This is a genomic window from Bradyrhizobium sp. USDA 327 (assembly GCF_041262065.1).
GTDB lineage: Bacteria > Pseudomonadota > Alphaproteobacteria > Rhizobiales > Xanthobacteraceae > Bradyrhizobium > Bradyrhizobium liaoningense.
Window position 1 is genome coordinate 7983078 of record NZ_JBGCCW010000001.1, and the last position, 15357, is coordinate 7998434.

Annotated in this window: 15 protein-coding genes; 5 read left to right on the plus strand and 10 right to left on the minus strand. The window is 65.1% G+C overall.

Annotated elements, in window-relative coordinates; all coding sequences use genetic code 11:
- The 6 genes from ABIA42_RS37665 to ABIA42_RS37690 all read right to left on the minus strand — a co-directional run bounded on the left by ABIA42_RS37665 (position 1) and on the right by ABIA42_RS37690 (position 6511).
- The gene (locus ABIA42_RS37665) at positions 1-1884 is read right to left on the minus strand and encodes a feruloyl-CoA synthase (protein ID WP_370115957.1); all 1884 of its coding nucleotides are present in this window, start codon (positions 1882-1884) and stop codon (positions 1-3) included.
- Positions 1881-2690 (minus strand): crotonase/enoyl-CoA hydratase family protein, encoded by an 810-nt coding sequence (locus ABIA42_RS37670; RefSeq protein WP_370115956.1) that lies wholly within the window; start codon positions 2688-2690, stop codon positions 1881-1883. The genes ABIA42_RS37665 and ABIA42_RS37670 overlap by 4 nt, the downstream gene beginning before the upstream one ends.
- 302 nt (positions 2691-2992) lie before the next feature.
- A complete protein-coding gene (locus tag ABIA42_RS37675; RefSeq protein WP_370115955.1) occupies positions 2993-3454 on the minus strand; it encodes a DUF3237 domain-containing protein in 462 nt (153 codons plus the stop codon).
- Positions 3455-3465: 11 nt separating this feature from the next.
- Positions 3466-4785 carry a TRAP transporter large permease gene (locus ABIA42_RS37680; RefSeq protein WP_370115953.1) on the minus strand — a complete coding sequence of 440 codons (1320 nt, stop codon included), beginning with the start codon at positions 4783-4785 and terminating at the stop codon, positions 3466-3468.
- Positions 4786-4787: 2 nt separating this feature from the next.
- Positions 4788-5297, minus strand: a complete 510-nt coding sequence (locus ABIA42_RS37685; protein ID WP_028180703.1) for a TRAP transporter small permease — start codon at positions 5295-5297, stop codon at positions 4788-4790.
- A 197-nt stretch (positions 5298-5494) separates the two neighbouring features.
- Positions 5495-6511: a TRAP transporter substrate-binding protein gene (locus tag ABIA42_RS37690; RefSeq protein ID WP_271529850.1), complete on the minus strand. Its 1017-nt coding sequence runs from the start codon at positions 6509-6511 to the stop codon at positions 5495-5497.
- 263 nt (positions 6512-6774) lie between these two features.
- Here ABIA42_RS37690 and pobA point away from each other — a divergent pair, with 263 nt between their 5' ends.
- On the plus strand, positions 6775-7944 hold the full coding sequence (gene pobA / locus ABIA42_RS37695) for a 4-hydroxybenzoate 3-monooxygenase (protein ID WP_370115952.1): 1170 nt from the start codon (positions 6775-6777) through the stop codon (positions 7942-7944).
- Positions 7945-8166: 222 nt separating this feature from the next.
- On the plus strand, positions 8167-8586 hold the full coding sequence (locus tag ABIA42_RS37700) for a PaaI family thioesterase (protein WP_271529847.1): 420 nt from the start codon (positions 8167-8169) through the stop codon (positions 8584-8586).
- 134 nt (positions 8587-8720) lie between these two features.
- Here the strand turns inward: ABIA42_RS37700 and ABIA42_RS37705 are convergent, their stop codons facing one another.
- Positions 8721-9605 (minus strand): LysR family transcriptional regulator, encoded by an 885-nt coding sequence (locus tag ABIA42_RS37705; RefSeq protein WP_370115950.1) that lies wholly within the window; start codon positions 9603-9605, stop codon positions 8721-8723.
- Positions 9606-9727: 122 nt separating this feature from the next.
- Between ABIA42_RS37705 and ABIA42_RS37710 the strand changes: the two genes are divergently transcribed.
- Complete coding sequence (locus ABIA42_RS37710) at positions 9728-10363, plus strand: pyridoxamine 5'-phosphate oxidase family protein (protein ID WP_370115949.1); 636 nt, start codon at positions 9728-9730, stop codon at positions 10361-10363.
- Positions 10364-10544: 181 nt separating this feature from the next.
- On the opposite strand, the gene ABIA42_RS37715 is transcribed toward ABIA42_RS37710, so the two are convergent.
- Genes ABIA42_RS37715 through ABIA42_RS37725 form a run of 3 tightly spaced genes read right to left on the minus strand, consistent with a single transcriptional unit; the run spans position 10545 to position 14090 of the window.
- The gene (locus tag ABIA42_RS37715) at positions 10545-11276 is read right to left on the minus strand and encodes an ABC transporter ATP-binding protein (RefSeq protein WP_370115948.1); all 732 of its coding nucleotides are present in this window, start codon (positions 11274-11276) and stop codon (positions 10545-10547) included.
- Entirely contained in the window at positions 11273-13042 is a 1770-nt protein-coding gene (locus tag ABIA42_RS37720) for an ATP-binding cassette domain-containing protein (protein ID WP_370143727.1), read from the minus strand. The genes ABIA42_RS37715 and ABIA42_RS37720 overlap by 4 nt, the downstream gene beginning before the upstream one ends.
- A gap of 7 nt (positions 13043-13049) precedes the next feature.
- Positions 13050-14090, minus strand: a complete 1041-nt coding sequence (locus tag ABIA42_RS37725; protein WP_370115946.1) for a branched-chain amino acid ABC transporter permease — start codon at positions 14088-14090, stop codon at positions 13050-13052.
- A gap of 177 nt (positions 14091-14267) precedes the next feature.
- On the opposite strand from ABIA42_RS37725, the gene ABIA42_RS37730 reads away from it, so the two are divergent.
- Positions 14268-14789 carry a MarR family winged helix-turn-helix transcriptional regulator gene (locus ABIA42_RS37730; protein ID WP_271529837.1) on the plus strand — a complete coding sequence of 174 codons (522 nt, stop codon included), beginning with the start codon at positions 14268-14270 and terminating at the stop codon, positions 14787-14789.
- Between the two features lie 282 nt (positions 14790-15071).
- The gene (locus ABIA42_RS37735) at positions 15072-15341 is read left to right on the plus strand and encodes a helix-turn-helix domain-containing protein (RefSeq protein ID WP_271529836.1); all 270 of its coding nucleotides are present in this window, start codon (positions 15072-15074) and stop codon (positions 15339-15341) included.
- The last annotated feature ends 16 nt before the right edge of the window (positions 15342-15357 follow it).

The following is a 15357-nucleotide window of genomic DNA, read 5'->3' on the forward strand; positions in this document are numbered from 1 at the left end:
TCAAGCGACCGATATCACACGGTTCGATGGATTGGCAGCGTAGAGCTCCTCGATCAGCTCGCCGCGATGCTCCAGCACCGCGCGCTGGTTGATCGAGCCCTTGTCGGTGACCTCGCCCTTGTCGATCGAGAGCGGCGTGTCCATCAGGATCGCGCGCGTGATCCGTGTCGAGGAGCCCGTGGCCGAAGCGAGGAAATGGGTCAGGCGCTCGCGAAACGCCTCGCGCACCAGCCGGTCGCGCGTCGCGACGACGAGATCGTCGGTCGGCAGCGTCGGGTTGATCAGCCGGCAACCGTCGAGATCGAGCACGACCAGCGCGGAGATCTCGTCGCGGTTGATGCCGGCGATGACGACGTCGCGCACCAGCGGCGCGCAGGCCGCAACGAAGCGCGCCCGCAGCGGGCCGACGCTGACCCAGGTGCCGCTGGCGAGCTTGAAGTCTTCGCCGATGCGCCCGTCGAAGTCGAAGCCGGCGTTGAGATCATCAGGGTCGGCCGGCTTGAGCGCATCGCCGAGTTTGTAGAAGCCTTCCTCGTCGAAAGATTTCGCCGTGATGTCGGGCTGGCGCCAGTAGCCGGGCATCACGTTCGGCCCCTTGCAGCGGACCTCCAGCTTGCCGTTGTTCGGCACCAGCTTGGCGTCGTTGCCCGAGACCGGCAGGCCGACATGGCCGGAGCGGCTGGTGCGCGGATTGACCGACATGAAGAACGGCGCGGTCTCGGTCGCGCCGAGGCCCGTCAGCATCGGCACGCGGTAGCCCTTTTCCTTCACCGCGAGCTCGTCGAGGCTGTCCCAGACGAAGGGCGACAGCGCCGCGCCCGAGAAGAACATCGCGTGCAGCCGGTCGAAGAACCTTGCGCGCAGGCCCTGATCGTCGCGCAAATACGGTAGCAGCGATTCGTAACCCTTGGGCACGTTGAAATAGACCGTCGGCGAAATTTCCTGGAGATTGCGCACGGTCTCCTCGATGCCGCCGGGCATCGGCTTGCCGGCGTCCAGATACATCGAGCCGCCATTGTAGAGCGTCAGGCCGATATTGTGGTTGCCGCCGAAGGTGTGGTTCCAGGGCAGCCAGTCGATGATGACGGGCGGCTCGTCCTTGAGAAAGGCGAGCGTCTCGCGCAGCATCACCTGGTTGGCGCAGATCATGCGCTGGGTGTTGATGACGGCCTTGGGATTGCCGGTCGAGCCCGAGGTCAGCAGGAATTTTGCGATCGTGTCGGGGCCGATCCTGCCGTGGACCTCGTCGAGATCGCGGCGGAGCGGCGTCGCCATGAGGTCGGCGAGCAGGGTGACGTCGCGGCCCGGCACGTGGCCATAGGACGCGGCGATCTCGGTGCCGAGCGAGACATTGGCGGTGAGTGCGTCGGCGAACTTGTCGGCATCCTCGGCGAAGACGAGGCCAGGCGTCAGCAGCTTCATCAGATAGGACAGCTTGCCGTAATCCTTCGACACCAGCGAATAGGCCGGCGACACCGGGCAGAACGGAACGCCCGCGTAGAACGCGCCGAAGGCGAGCAGCGCATGGTCGATCGAATTGCCGGAGAGGATGACGACAGGGCGCTCTGCGGACAATCCGCGCGCAATCAGGCTCGACGCGATGTGCCGGCTCGCGGTGAGCAGCTCGGCATAGGTGATCTTGCGCCAGCCGCGGCCGCCTTCGCGCTCGGCCATGAAGACGCGGTCCGGCGTCGTCGTCGCCCAATGATGCAGGCGCTCGGTGATGCGGACGGGATAGTCGCCGAGCGGCTGCTTCGGCCTGAGGTAAATCGTGCCGTCATCGCGGCGCTCGACGTTGACGGCGGGATCGCCGAACGAGATCGGCCGCAGCGGGAAAGTGCTCGCGCCGCGCTCCGTGCTGGAAGAGGACGGCTGCGCGCTCATGACTTCGGCTTTACCTTCGCGGTCTTGTGCTCGAGGAACTCGCGGATCCGGCGCTTGGCCTCCTTGTCGCTCTGCGCGACGGTGGCCATCAGCGATTCCATCAACAGACCCGTCTGCGGATTGGCCTCCGCGATCATCGGCAGCGCCTGGAGCACGGCAAAATTGGTCAGCGGCGCGTTGGAGGCGATCTTGGTCGCAAGCTCCAGCGCCTTGCCGAGCCCGTTGCCGGCCTCCGTCAGATATTGCGCGAAGCCGTAGGAAGCGCCCTCGGTCGCGCTGTAGACACGTCCGGTCAGCATCATGTCCATCATCCTGGCGACGCCGATCAGGCGCGGCAGCCGCACCGAGCCGCCGCCGCCGACGAAGATGCCGCGTTGCCCCTCCGGCAGCGCGAAATAGGTCGAGTGTTCGGCGACTCGGATATGCGCGGCGCAGGCAAGCTCCAGCCCGCCGCCGATCACGGCGCCCCGGAGTGCCGCGATCACGGGCACGCGGCTGTACTGGATGCGGTCGAACACCCGGTGCCACATCTGGGAATGGAGCAGGCCGCCGGTCGCGTCATGCTCGGTCAGCTCGGAGAGGTCGAGACCTGAGGAGAAATGATCGCCGATGCCGTGGATCACGACCGCGCCGATGTCCTCGGGCAGGGACGCAAAACACTCGCCGATTTCCAGGATGATGCCGTCATTGAGCGCATTGCGCTTGGCCGGCCGGTTCAGACCCACGGTCAGAACCCGGTCCGTCCGCTCGATCCTCAACAGACCGGAGGCGCCCGCGTTGGCGGTCTCGGCGTTTCCCTGTGTCATTTGCGTCCTTATCAGAATAGTTATGTTGTATAACGAATTTGGAAGGAGTCAAGGAGGGGGCGGCGCAGGGGAAATGCGGATGATCGGTCAGGCGGGCAGGAGGGGCCTCCAAATTCGATGTCGTTCCTGCGAAAGCAGGGACCTGTAACCCCAAAGAGAGATTTGGACCCGTAACTCCAGGGAGAGATTTGGCGGAGATTGGTCGTTCGGTACTTCGACCGCCGGCAATCGATAGATTCCGCGGTATGGGTCCCGGCTTTCGCCGGGACGACGAGCGGAGTGTGCCGAAACGGGGGCGTCTCTCAAATCACCTGGTGCACGTCGATCACCACGCGGTCCGCATGGCGCGCGGCCGAGCCGACAAAGATGTGCTCCATCAGCCAGCGATACTTGTCGTGCCCGGTCTCGAACCGCGGCACGGTGCGGAAATAGATCAGCTTGGGATCGACCGGCTCGCCGCGCTTGAGCTTTTGCAGGAGCTCGACCGGGCCGAAGCGCATGCCCTTGTTCTCGACATAGATAACTGCGCCGTCGTCGGTCGCGAAGGCGTATTTCGCTTCGAGATCGATCAGCTCGTTGGGGCGGATGGTCTGGAAGTCGGCGCCGAACGGCAGCACCTTGCCCGTGATCGCGCCATTCACCTCGCCGCCGATGATCGGGATGATGCGGCGAACGCCGATGCCGGTCTCGCCGGCGGTGACGACCTCACCGATCCGCGCGGTGATGGTGAAGACGTACTTTGTTTCGAGGGTGGGGGTGGTCATCGCTTCACCTCTCAATGCGCCATCATGCGCGTCGGCAGCCAGGTCGCCAGCAGCGGGAAGGCGATCAGGATCACGAGGCGCACGAGGTCGGTCGCCACGAACGGGATCACGCCCTTGAAGATCGTGGAGAAGGACACGTCCTTCACCACGCTTTTTATGACGAAGACGTTCATGCCGACCGGCGGATGGATCAGGCCGAGCTCGACGGTCATGACGATGATGATGCCGAACCAGATCGGGTCGAAGCCGAGATGCATGATCACCGGGAAGATGATCGGCACGGTCAGGATGATCATCGCCATGGCGTCCATCAGGCAGCCGAGCACGAGATACATCACCATGATCAGCGCCAGCACGCCGTAGGGCCCGAGGCCGAGACCGGTGAGGAATTCCGTGACCTTCTGCGGCGTCTGCGTCACCGTGAGGAAATAGCCGAAGATCAGCGCGCCGATCAGCACGGTGAACACCGCGGCCGCGGTGCGTGTGGCCTGCAGCAGCGAGGCCAGCACCTTCTCGCGGTCGAGGCGGCCGGTCAGCACGCCGATGATGAAGGCGCCGGTGGCGCCGACGCCGCCGGCCTCGGTCGGCGTGAACCGCGGCAGGAACGGCAGGCCGTAGAGGCCGCCGATCACGAAGACGAACAGCAGCACCGGCGCCCAGATCTCCTTCAATCCGGCAAAACGTTCGCGCCACGGTGTCACCTTGCCCTTGGGCAGGAAGTCGGGGCGGAAATAGCCGATCAGGAAGATCGTGATCATGTACATGGTCATCGCGAGCAGGCCTGGGATGATGCCGGCGACGAAGAGCTTGCCGATGTCCTGCTCGGTGATGATGCCGTAGACCGCGAGCACGGTGGAGGGCGGCAGCATCGCGCCCAGCGTGCCGCCGGCCGCGATCACGCCGGTGGCGAAGGACTGCGGATAGCCGAACCGGCGCATCTCGGGATAGGCAACGGCGGAGAAGGTCGCGGCCGTCGCGACCGAGGAACCGCAGATCGCGGCAAAGCCGCCGCAGGCGCCGACGGTCGCGATGCCGAGCCCGCCGCGCAAATGGCCGACAAAGCCGTTGGCGGCCCGGAACAGCTCCCGGCTCATGCCGGAATTGCTGACGAAGGAGCCCATCAGCAGGAACATCGGAATGACGCCGAAGGTGTAGTCGGTGACCGTTCGCATCGAGGTCTGGCCGACCAGCTTCAGCGCCGGCGTGGCGCCGACCAGATAGGAAAAGCCGGAGACGCCGACGAGGCCCATGGCCATGCCGACGGGCACGCGCAGCAGCATCAGGGCGAAGAGGGAAACGAAGCCGATAACGGCGACGGCATCGGTGCTCATGATTACTCCGTCGCCTTGATCTTGGGGTCGTGCATCTCTTCGGGATGGAAGATCAGCCGGTAGGTGCGGATCGCGATCAGCAGCACGGCGCAGACGTCGCCGATCCAGGCGACGAGAAAGAAGGGCCATGTCGGCATGTGCAGGTCGAAGGTCTGGACGTTGTCGTTGTAGGTGCCGCGCACCTTGTCGAACAGCGTCCAGGTCTGCACGGTGACGACGAACAGCAGCACCAGCGTCGCGAACACGTCGATCCAGCGCTGATAGCGCGGGCCGACATTGCCCCAGACCAGGTCCACCGTGATGTGAGTGCCGCGATAGGAGGTCGCCGCGATGCCCCAGAAAATGAGGATGCCGAGCAGCATGCGGCCGATGTCGAAACTGTCGGGGATCGAATAGTTCAGCGTGTTGCGCAGCAGCACCGACAGGAAAATGTCGAGCGCGACGATGCCGACGAAGCCGGCCGCGATCCATTCGATCGAGTCGATCACGCGATCCATCCAGGAGCGCTTCATGGGGTGGTCCTGTTCAAGATGAGTGCGAGTTGCATCCACAGCGGTGCTGCGCTCCCTCTCCCGCTTGCGGGGGAGGGTTGGAGTGGGGCGCCTCCACAGAAAGACGTCCCGAGCGGAGAGAGCCCCCACCCGGCGCCTCGCGCCGACCTCCCCCGCGAGCGGGAGAGGTGCAGTGAGCGCGTGGCCGCTGCTGGGCGTCACTCCGCCAGCGCGTTGTACTTCTTCAGCGATGCCTTCAGGTCCGCGAGCGCCGCATCGGGATCGGCGCCGGCCTTCTTGGCATTATCGCTCCAGGTCTTGACCAGCGGCTCGGCGGCCTTCTTCCAGGCGGCGGTCTGCTCGGCCGTCAGCTTGTAGACCTCGTGGCCGGACTCCGCCTTCACCTTGGCGATGCCGGCATCCTCGAACTTGCCCCAGTGCTCGCCGACCGCGCCCGCCATCTCGACCGTGCAATTCTTGTCGATCGCGGCCTTCTGCTTGTCGGACATCGCATTGTACTTGTCCTTGTTGATCACGAATACGAAGGTCGTGGTGTAGAGCGGCGCCTCCATGTCGTATTTGGTCACTTTGTCGATGCCGAACAGCACCAGGGAGCCCCAGGGGAAGGTGACGCCGTCGGCGACGCCGCGCTCGATGATGTCGCGCACTTCGGGTGCGGAGGACTGCACATTGGTGCCGCCGAGCGAAGTGACGAAATTCGCCATGGTGGCATGAGCGGGGCGGATCTTCAGGCCCTTCACGTCCTCAGGGTTGACGATCTTCTTGGTGCGGGAGTGGAACGAGGAGGGCGAGTGGACGAAGGCGAGACAGTATTTGACGTCCTTCATCTCCTTCTCGGCATATTTGCGATACCAGGCGTCGAGCCCCATCGAGCCGCCCTTGGCGTCCGAGATCAGGAAGGGCAGCTCGCCTGCGCCGATGATCGGGAAGCGACCGGGCTGATAGCCGGGGTTGACATAGGTGACATCGGCGATGCCGTCGCGCGCCATGTCGTAATGGTCGAACGCCTTGCCGAGCTGCTGGGCCGGAAACACCTTGCCCTTGATGGTGCCGCCGGAATCCTTCTCGACTGCGGCGGCCCAGTCCTCCAGTGATTTCTGCAGCGGATGCGAGGCCGGGACCCAGTGCGAGATCTTCAGATCGAAGGTCTTCTCCTGCGCGAACGCTGGGCTCACGCTTGCTGCCAGCAGCAACGCCAGACAGGCTTTTCTCATCACGCGTCTCTCCCTGTTTTTGACGGCGGGCTTCGATGGCCCGGTCTCGTTAATTAACATGTTATCTAATTGGCCGGCGCGTTCAAGCCGGAAACTGGCGCGCACCTCGCCGCGCCGTCTACATCATCCATGTTGCATGGATTTGTCGCGCTGCGGCGAACGCCCTCCCTTCTTCCCAACCGTTATATGATATAAGTATCCTGCGCGGAGCGAGGCGACAAGCGACCCGCGACGAAAGCCTACAGGATCGGAAGGAGCAAGTATTGCGGACAAAAGTCGCAATCATCGGAGCCGGGCCGGCCGGATTGTTGCTCGGGCAACTGCTGCACACATACGGCATCGACAACGTCATCCTGGAGCGGCAGAGCCCGGATTACGTGCTCGGCCGAATCCGCGCAGGTCTCCTGGAGGAAGGAACCGTCGCACTGCTCGACCAGGTCGGCGCCGGCGCGCGGGCACATGCTGAAGGCCTGGTGCACGAGGGCATCGAGCTCGCCTTCTCCGGCCGCCGTCACCGCATCGACATGAAGGGCGCAACCGGCAAGACGGTGATGATCTATGGCCAGACCGAGGTCACGCTGGACCTGATGAATGCGAGGAAGGCCGCTGGTCTTATCTCCGTCTACGAGGCCAGGGATGTGCAGCCGCATGATTTCGACGGCAGTCACCCGCGCGTGACCTATGTCAAAGACGGCGTCACCCACACGATCGATTGCGATTTCATCGCCGGCTGCGACGGTTTCCACGGCGTCAGCCGCGCCAGCGTCCCGTCTTCGGCGATCGAGGAGTTCGAGCGGGTCTACCCGTTCGGCTGGCTCGGCATCTTGTCCGACACCCCGCCGGTCAGCCATGAGTTGATCTATTCCAATCACGCCCGCGGCTTTGCGCTGTGCACCATGCGCTCGACCAAACGCAGCCGTTACTATGTGCAATGCGCGCTCGACGACCACGTCGACCAATGGCCGGACGACCGCTTCTGGGACGAATTGAAGCGCCGGCTCGACCAGGAGGCGGCCGACAGCCTCGTCACGGGCCCGTCGATCGAGAAGAGCATCGCGCCGCTGCGCAGCTTCGTCGCCGAGCCGATGCGCTTCGGCCGGATGTTCCTGTGCGGCGACGCCGCCCACATCGTGCCGCCGACCGGCGCCAAGGGATTGAACCTCGCCGCCAGCGACGCGCATTATCTGTCGAGCGCGCTGCGCGAGTTCTACGACGAGAAATCCAGCGCCGGCCTCGACGCCTATTCCGCCAAGGCGCTGGCACGCGTCTGGAAAGCCGTGCGGTTCTCCTGGTGGATGACCTCGATGCTGCACAAATTCCCCGACACCGGCACCATCGGCGCGCGCATCCAGCTCGCCGAGCTCGACTACGTCACGCAGTCGCAGGCCGCGATGACGTCGCTGTCGGAGAACTACGTCGGGCTGCCGTTCTAAGATGGTGTCGTAGGGTGGGCAAAGCGAAGCGTGCCCACCACTTCGGTCTGAACGGAGTGAAATGGTAGGCACGGCGCGTTGCGCCTTTGCCCACCCTACGGAATCTGTGCTTGCGGTGCGCCTGTTTCAAACGCCCGCGCAAATTCCGTTTGAAACTTTGTAATTGATGCAACCGTCATCCACATCGCGTTCAATGCCGGCAACCAGCAACGCGAGACAGCCATGACCTCCATCGACGTTCCCGCCGGCTTCGAGCCGCATTTCCGCAAATCCCCGCTCACCGATCCCTGGGAGCCGCTCTATTCGAAGAAGTTCGCGAGGGGCGTTACCATCGGATTGCGGCTGGCGACGCCGCACACCAATGCGCGCGGGCTGATTCATGGCGGGCTGATCGCGGCGCTGGCCGATGCCGCCATGGGCTACAGCTGCGCGCAGGCGACGGGCTGGACGACGTCATTCGTCACCATCTCGCTGTCGGTCGACTATGTCGGCGCCGCCGGGATCGGCCAATGGCTTGCGGTCGAGGGCGAGGCCATCAAGACCGGCTCCACGATCTGCTTCGCGCAGTGCTTGGTGAAGGCGGACGATGCCGTGATCGCGCGGGCGAGCGGGACGTTCCGCGTGGTGCCGAAGAAGGGGTGAGCGGTCTCGCGCCCCGGACGCAGCGCAGCACGCAGTGATGCGCTGCTGAGCCGGGGCCCATCTATCCACATGATACAGCGCAGCCGTCTGGGTCCCGGCGCTGCGCCGCTTCGCGACGCGTCCGGGACATGCACCTACCCGAACCTCCACTCCGCCGTCTCCACCACGAGATCGACGAACGCCCGCACCTTGGCCGAGAGCAGGCGCGAGGTCGGGTAGACGATGTGGATCGGCAGTGCCGGCTGCTCGTAGTCCGCCAGTACTATTTTTAGCCGACCGCGCTTCAGTCCTTCCGCGGCCTGATAGGCCAGTACCCGCGTCACGCCGCCGCCGGCCTCGGCATATTGCAGCGCCGCGTCGGCGCTGTTGCTGATGAAGCGTGGGGTCGGCATGACCTCGATGTCGCGGCCGTCGTGCTGAAAGCGCCATTCTGACCAAGGGCCGAACTGGATGGTCTGGTGCTCGCGAAGGGCCTCCGGCGTCTTCGGCTCGCCATGGCGCTTCAGATAGCCGGGCGCGGCCACCACGATCCGCCGCATCTCGCCGACCTGGCGCGCGACGAGCGAGGAATCGGCGAGATGGCCGATCCGCACCGCGGCATCGACGGCGTCCTCGACGAGGTTGACCAGATGATCCGACAGCCTGAGTTCGCAGGCGACCTCGGGATAGCGCTTGAGATAGGCGGTCATGACCGGCCCGACATGCAGCCGGCCGAAGCCGACCGGCGCCGACACCACCAGCCGCCCGCTCGGCCGGTTGCGCTCCTGCCGCGCCGAGCCGTCGGCCTCCTCGACATCGGCGAGGATGCGCCTGGCGCGCTCGAGATAGCGCGTGCCCACATCGGTCAGTGTCACCTGCCGCGTGGTTCGCTGCAACAGCCGCGCGCCGAGGTGCTCCTCCAGCGCCGCGATCATCCGCGTCACCGCCGAGGGCGACAGGCGCAGCTTGCGCGCCGCCGGCGCGAAGCCGCGCAGATCGGCGACGGTGACGAACACGTGCATGGCTTCGAGCCGGTCCATGGGATTATTGCATAAATTGCAATGATGAAGTGTCAAGCGGCCAGATTGTTCTAACGGCTGGCAAGTCTATTTTATGTCAGGAAAGACGCAGGAATGCGCCGGAATTTTCAGGAGCCGTTCCGATGACGACAGCAGCCCATACCTATGCCAGCGACGTCGCCTTCTCGCCGGCGGTGAAGGCGATCCAGGCGCGCAAGGGCTCGCGGGAGGCCTATGCGCGGAGTGAGCAACGCGGATGGCGCACCGAGGTCGACGAGAACCTCGAAGCCTTCCTGGCCGAGGCCAACAGCTTCTATTTCGCTACCGCTTCGGCGGACGGCCAGCCTTACATCCAGCACCGCGGCGGACCGAAGGGGTTTCTCAAGGTGCTCGACAAGCAGACGCTGGCCTTCGTGGACTATGCCGGCAACCAGCAGTTCATCACGCAAGGCAATTTGGCGGAGAACTCCAAGGCCTACATCTTCGTGATGGACTACGCGCATCGCCGCCGCGTGAAGATCTGGGGCGAGGCGCGGGTGGTCGAGGACGACGAAGCGCTGACGACCTCGCTGATGCCGAAAGGCTACCGCGCGCGGCCGGAGCAGGTGATCCTGTTCAAGATCGCCGCCTGGGACACCAACTGCCCCCAGCACATCCCGCAGAAATTCGACGCGGGCGATGTGGCGGCGGCGCTGGCGGCTCGGGACGCGAGGATCGCGGAGCTGGAAGCGGAGATCGCGGCGTTGAAGGGGGAGAAGGCGGCGAGCCAAGCTACGTAAGACGCTGCGCGCATACCCTCCCCTGGAGGGGGAGGGTCGATCGCGCGAAGCGCGAGCGGGGTGGGGTGATCTCTCCACGCGGGCATCGTTCGAGGTGGAGAGACTGTCACCCCACCCCGTCTCACATTTCGCTGCGCTCAATGTGAGCCGACCCTCCCCCTCCAGGGGAGGGTAAGAAGAGCTAGACTGCACTCTCGCCTTCGTGCTGGAAGCCGAGATAGCTCGCGGCGACGCGCTCGTTAGCCGCGATGTCGCTGGCCTTGCCGCTGAGAACGAATTCGCCGAGCTCCATCACATAGGCCTGGTCCGCGATCTTCAGCGCGGCCTGCGCGTTCTGCTCGACCAGCAGCACCGAGACGCCGGCGGCGCGCAGCTCGGTGACGATACGGAAAATGTCGGCGACGATGATCGGCGCGAGGCCGAGGCTCGGCTCGTCCAGCATCAGGAGCTTTGGCTCGCCCATCAGCGCGCGGCCCATCGCGAGCATCTGCTGCTCGCCGCCGGAGAGCGTGCCGGCAAGCTGCTTGCGCCGCTCCTTCAGCCGCGGGAACAGCGTGTAGACCCGCTCCATCGAGGCTTTCGCCCGGCTGCGCTCGATGCGAAAGGCACCCAGCTCGAGATTGTCCTCGACATTCATGGTCACGAACAATTCGCGGTGCTCGGGGACGAGGCCGAGTCCCATCGCGACGTGGTCCTCGATGTCGAGCCGGCCGAGATCCTGGCCGGCAAAGGCGACGCGGCCCTTCAGTGGCAGAATGCCCATGATGGCCGAAAGCAACGTGGTCTTGCCGGCGCCGTTGGCACCGACGATGGTGACGATCTCGTTGGCCCCGACCTCGAGCGAGACCGAACGCACCGCCTCGACCTTGCCATAGGCGACATGCGCGTCGGTGACGGACAACAGCGCGCTCATGCCGCCACTCCGAGATAGGCCTTGATCACTTCGGGATTGGTCTTGATCGTGGCGGGGGTACCCTCCGCGATCTTGGTGCCGAAATCGAGCACCACGATGCGGTCGGCGAGATTCATGACGAAGCCCATGTCATGCTCGACCAGGAGCACGCTCATGCCGCCGTCGCGCAGCTCGCGCAGCAGCGTCGCGAGCCGCTGCTTCTCCATGTGGCGCAGGCCCGCGGCCGGCTCGTCGAGCAGCAGCAGCATAGGATCGACGCAGAGCGCGCGGGCGATCTCGACGATGCGCTGCTGGCCGAGCGAGAGGCTGCCTGCGAGCTGGTGCATCTGCTCGGTGAGGCCGACGCGCTCGATCTGGCGGGCGGCCTCGGCGAGCAGCTTCGCCTCATCGGCGCGGTCGAGCCGCAGCATCGAGGACACGGGGCCGGAATGGCCGCGCAGATGCGCGCCGATCGCGACGTTCTCCAGCACGGTCATGTCGGGGACGAGCTTGACGTGCTGGAAGGTCCTGCTGATGCCGAGCTTGACGATCTCCTGCGGCGGCGCGTTGTCGACCTTCCTGCCCAGCACCGAGATCGAGCCCGAGGTCGCCGACAGCACGCCGGTGATCAGGTTGAACGTCGTGCTCTTGCCGGCTCCGTTCGGGCCGATCAGCGCGACGATCTCACGGGCCCGGACGTCGAAGGAGACGTTGTTGACCGCGACCACGCCGCCGAACTGCTTCCGCGCCTTCTCGACCTGGAGCAGCACACCGGCCTCGCCGGGCGCGCGGGTGCGGTGCCCAAGCTTCAGCGAGGTGTCGGGCTTCTTGCCGCTGGAGCGCTCGGGCAGGAACGACATCAGCCACGGCCAGAGGCCGCCCGGCGCGAGCTGCAGCAGCGCCACCAGCATGATGCCGAACACGATGGTCTCGACCTGGCCGGAGCCCGGCAGGATCAGCGGCAGATAGCTTTGCAGCACCTCTTTCAGCACGACGACGATCGCCGCGCCCAGGACGCCGCCCCAGACATAGCCGGCGCCGCCGACCACGGCGATGAAGAGATATTCGATGCCCATATGCGCGCCGAACGGCGTCGGGTTCACCGCGCGCTGGAGATGGGCGTAGAGCCACCCCGAAAGACCGGCGAGCACGGCGGCATGGATGAACACCAGCAGCTTGGCGCGTGGCGTGTGCACGCCAAAGGCTTCCGCCGCGATATGGCCGCGCCGCAGCGCGCGGATGGCACGGCCGGTGCGGGAGTCCAGGAGGTTCATCGTCAGCAGGGCCGAGAGGATCACGGCGATCCAGATCGCGTAATAGATCGAGCCCGGCGAGAGCATCTTGAACGTGCCGATCGACAGCGGTGGGATCGCCGAGATGCCGTCGTTACGACCCAGGAACTCCAGCTTGCTGAAGAGATAGAACAGCCCGAGCCCCCAGGCGAGCGTGCCGAGCGGCAGATAATGGCCGGAGAGGCGGACGGTGATCAGCCCGAGCAGAACCGCCAGCGATCCGCTGACCACGAGCGACAGCGGCAGCGTCAGCCACGGCGACAGGCCGTAGGTCGTCGACAGCACCGCGGTGGTGTAGGCGCCGAAGCCGACGAAGGCCGCTTGTCCGAAGGAGGTCAGGCCGCCGACCCCGGTCAGCAGCACGAGGCCCATCGCGACCAGCGCCGCAAGACCGATATTGTCGAGCAGCACGATCCAGAACGGCGGCATGCCCGGGACGAACGGGATTGCCGCCATGAGAGCTGCGAAGACGAGGATGGGAAGCCGGCTCTGCATCTTGGCGTCAGTCCTTCTCTTCCTCGACCGCGGGTGCGGCGAGCGAGCGCAGCAGCAGCACGGGGATCAGCAGCATGAAGACGATGACCTCCTTGTAGTTGGAGGCATAGAAGGACGAGAACGCCTCGACGATGCCGACGACCAGCGCCGCGACGGCGGTGAGGGGATAGCTGACGAGCCCGCCGATGATCGCGGCGACGAAACCCTTCAGGCCGATCAGGAAGCCGCTGTCATAGTAGAGAGTCGTGATCGGCACGATCAGGATGCCCGACAGCGCGCCGATGACCGACGCCAGCAGGAAGGCGATCTGCCCGGACAGCGTGGTGCGGATGCCGGCGAGCCGCGCTCCCAGCCGGTTCACGGCGGTCGCGCGCAGCGCCTTGCCGTAGAGCGTCAGGCCGAAGAACAGCCAGAGCCCGACGATGAAGGCGATGGTGATGGCGTAGACGGTGATGCTCTGGCCGGTGAAGCGTAGCGCGCCGGCAGTGAAGGCGCCGGACAGCACGGCAGGCCCGCGCTGCCCCTCGGCGCCGAAGAACAGCAGGCCCAGCCCCTGCAGCGCGAGATGGACACCGACGGACGCAATCAGCAGCACCAGCACCGAGGTGTGCGCCAGCGGCTGGAACGCGATGCGGTAGAGATAGAGGCCGATCATCGCGACGATCACCAGCGACAGCGCGATGCAGACCGCGACCGGCGGCTTCTGCGCGGCGAAGTAAAGCGTCAACCCCAGCACGATGGCCGGCAGCACGATGTTGGTGATGAGGCTGCGCACGATCAGCCGCGCATGCAGCGCCTTGCGCGCCACGAACAGGTCGAAGGCGAAGGCGCCGATGCCGAGCGCGAGCGCGAGCTTGGCCGTGCCCGGCATCTGGCCCGCGGCCAGCGAGGCATAGGTCAGCGCGCCGTAGGTGACGAATTCGCCCTGGGGAATGAGGATGACGCGGGTGACGGCGAACACCAGCACCAGCGCCAGGCCGAGCAGCGCGTAGATCGCGCCATTGGTGATGCCGTCCTGCACCAGGAACAGCATGATGGTGGTATTCAAGACCGGACGCTCCCCCTCAAGATTGAGGACCGGTCTCCGCAATTGCGGTGGATGGTCCCCTCACAGCCATTGAAATACGCTGACGATATTTGATATGGTCCATAACAATTATCAAATATAACATCAAGGGTGGGGAACGACCCGTCCCGAATTTAGCGGGATTACGAGCACGAGGCGATGACCGTTTCCAAAACCGCTGAAAAGTCCTCCGAAAAACCGGCCGACGCGGCCAAGGGCCGCAAGGAAGCGGGCGAGGTGCAAGCCGAAGCGCTCCAGCTGGGCGAGCTCTCCGAACAGCTCGGCTACGTCCTGAAGCGGGCCCAGCTCAAGGTGTTCGAGAACTTTCTGCGCTGCATGGCCTCGCTCCAGCTGACGCCGGCGCAGTTCTCGGTCCTGCTCCTGGTCGAGAAGAACCCTGGCCGTAACCAGACCGAGATCGCCTCCACGCTCGGCATCCTCCGGCCGAACTTCGTGGCCATGCTGGACAATCTCGAAAGCCGCGACCTTTGCGCGCGGATCCGCTCCACCAACGACCGCCGCTCGCACATCCTGGTGCTGACCGACAAGGGCAAGGCCGTGCTGGCGCGGGCGAAAAAGCTCGTCGCCACCAAGCACGAGGCGCGGCTGAACGATCTGCTCGGCCAGGCCAACCGCGAGGCCCTGATCGGGATGCTCTCGAAGATCGCCAACGAGTTCTGAGGCGGAGAGTCATTCTTGGGTGCGCGCGCGATCCAGGAATTTCGCGCCGCACTTGCACGTATCGCCCTTGGGACCAGACATCAGATGCGCAATTGCGCATTGAGGATCGCGCCCACGCGCCCGGAATGACGGACGAGCCTGATGGCGGAGTGCGAGGGCGTGAGCTCCGAGGAAGTCAAACGGAATGACGCGCCGCATGTAGAAAATGATGCTTGAAACGTCATTTTATGCGCCCTAAGCTTGGTTCATTGATCACCGCAACTGCCAGGGACATCCTGCCCCGTGATCACCGCCGCGCAGCTTCGAGCCGCCCGTGCCTTGCTCAGGATCGACCAGCGCGAACTCGCGCAGCGCTGTTCGCTGTCTCTGCCGACGATCCAGCGCATGGAGGCCTCCGAAGGGGTGATCCGCGGCAATGTCGACTCCCTGGTGAAGCTGGTCGAGGCGCTGTCGGTTGCCGGCATCGAGCTGATCGCCGAGGGGGCGGCGTCGAGCGCCGGGGGCCGCGGGGTGCGGCTGAAGTCTCCACCCCCGAGAGCAGGCGACCAATAGCGATGGCGACGCGCGC